This window comes from Lacimonas salitolerans (assembly GCF_042677865.1).
In the GTDB taxonomy this organism is placed as follows: domain Bacteria; phylum Pseudomonadota; class Alphaproteobacteria; order Rhodobacterales; family Rhodobacteraceae; genus Lutimaribacter; species Lutimaribacter salitolerans.
The window spans coordinates 1-909 of record NZ_JBHUDD010000006.1; the positions used below are offsets into that span (position 1 = coordinate 1).

Here is a 909-nt window from a genome sequence, read left to right on the forward strand (position 1 = left end):
GAAGGTTTGAATCTAGGGCTCAGCAAGATGGCCGAAGCGACCAGCACACATGACTACTTCCAACTCTCCCGCTTGTCGCGATGGCATATGGAGAGCGATGCCATCAACCAGGCCCTCGCCATGGTGATTGAGGCACAGGCTCGGCTGCCCATGGCCCAGTTCTGGGGCGGGGGCGTCACCGCGTCCAGTGACGGGCAATTCTTCCCCGCCGCCCGGCAGGGCGAAGCCATGAACCTAATCAACGCGAAATACGGCTCCGAGCCAGGCCTCAAGGCCTATACCCATGTCTCCGACCAGTTCGGCCCCTTTGCCACCCAGAACATTCCGGCCACCGTGAGCGAAGCGCCCTACATCCTGGACGGGCTGCTGATGAACGAGGCCGGGCGGAAGATCTCGGAGCAGTATGCCGACACCGGTGGCTTTACAGACCAGGTCTTTGCCGTGACCGCGCTGCTGTCCTACCGATTCATCCCGCGCATCCGGGATCTGCCGTCAACGCGGCTCTATCTCTTCGATCCCGCCAACGCGCCGAACGAGGTGCGCGGCTTGATCGGCAGCAAGATCCGCGAAGGCGTCATCGTCCAGAACTGGCCGGGCGTCCTGCGTGCCGTGGCCACCATGGCGACGGGCGTCCTGCCGCCCAGTCAGCTGCTCAAGAAGTTCGCCGCCTATCCGCGCCAGCACGAACTGGCCGTGGCGCTCCGCGAAATCGGCCGCATCGAGCGCACGCTGTTCATCATCGAGTGGCTGCTCGACGCCGACATGCAGCGCCGGGCCCAGGTCGGGCTAAACAAGGGCGAGGCGCACCACGCCTTGAAAAACGCCCTGCGCATTGGGCGGCAGGGTGAAATCCGGGATCGCACCACCGAGGGCCAGCACTACCGCATGGCAGGCCTCAACCTGCTCGCG

At 64.5% G+C, this 909-nt stretch carries 1 protein-coding gene; it reads left to right on the forward strand.

All coding sequences use genetic code 11. The features are described from left to right. Positions 1 to 909: Tn3 family transposase (locus ACFTOW_RS01340; RefSeq protein ID WP_379912303.1), on the forward strand; the 909-nt coding region annotated here is incomplete at both ends.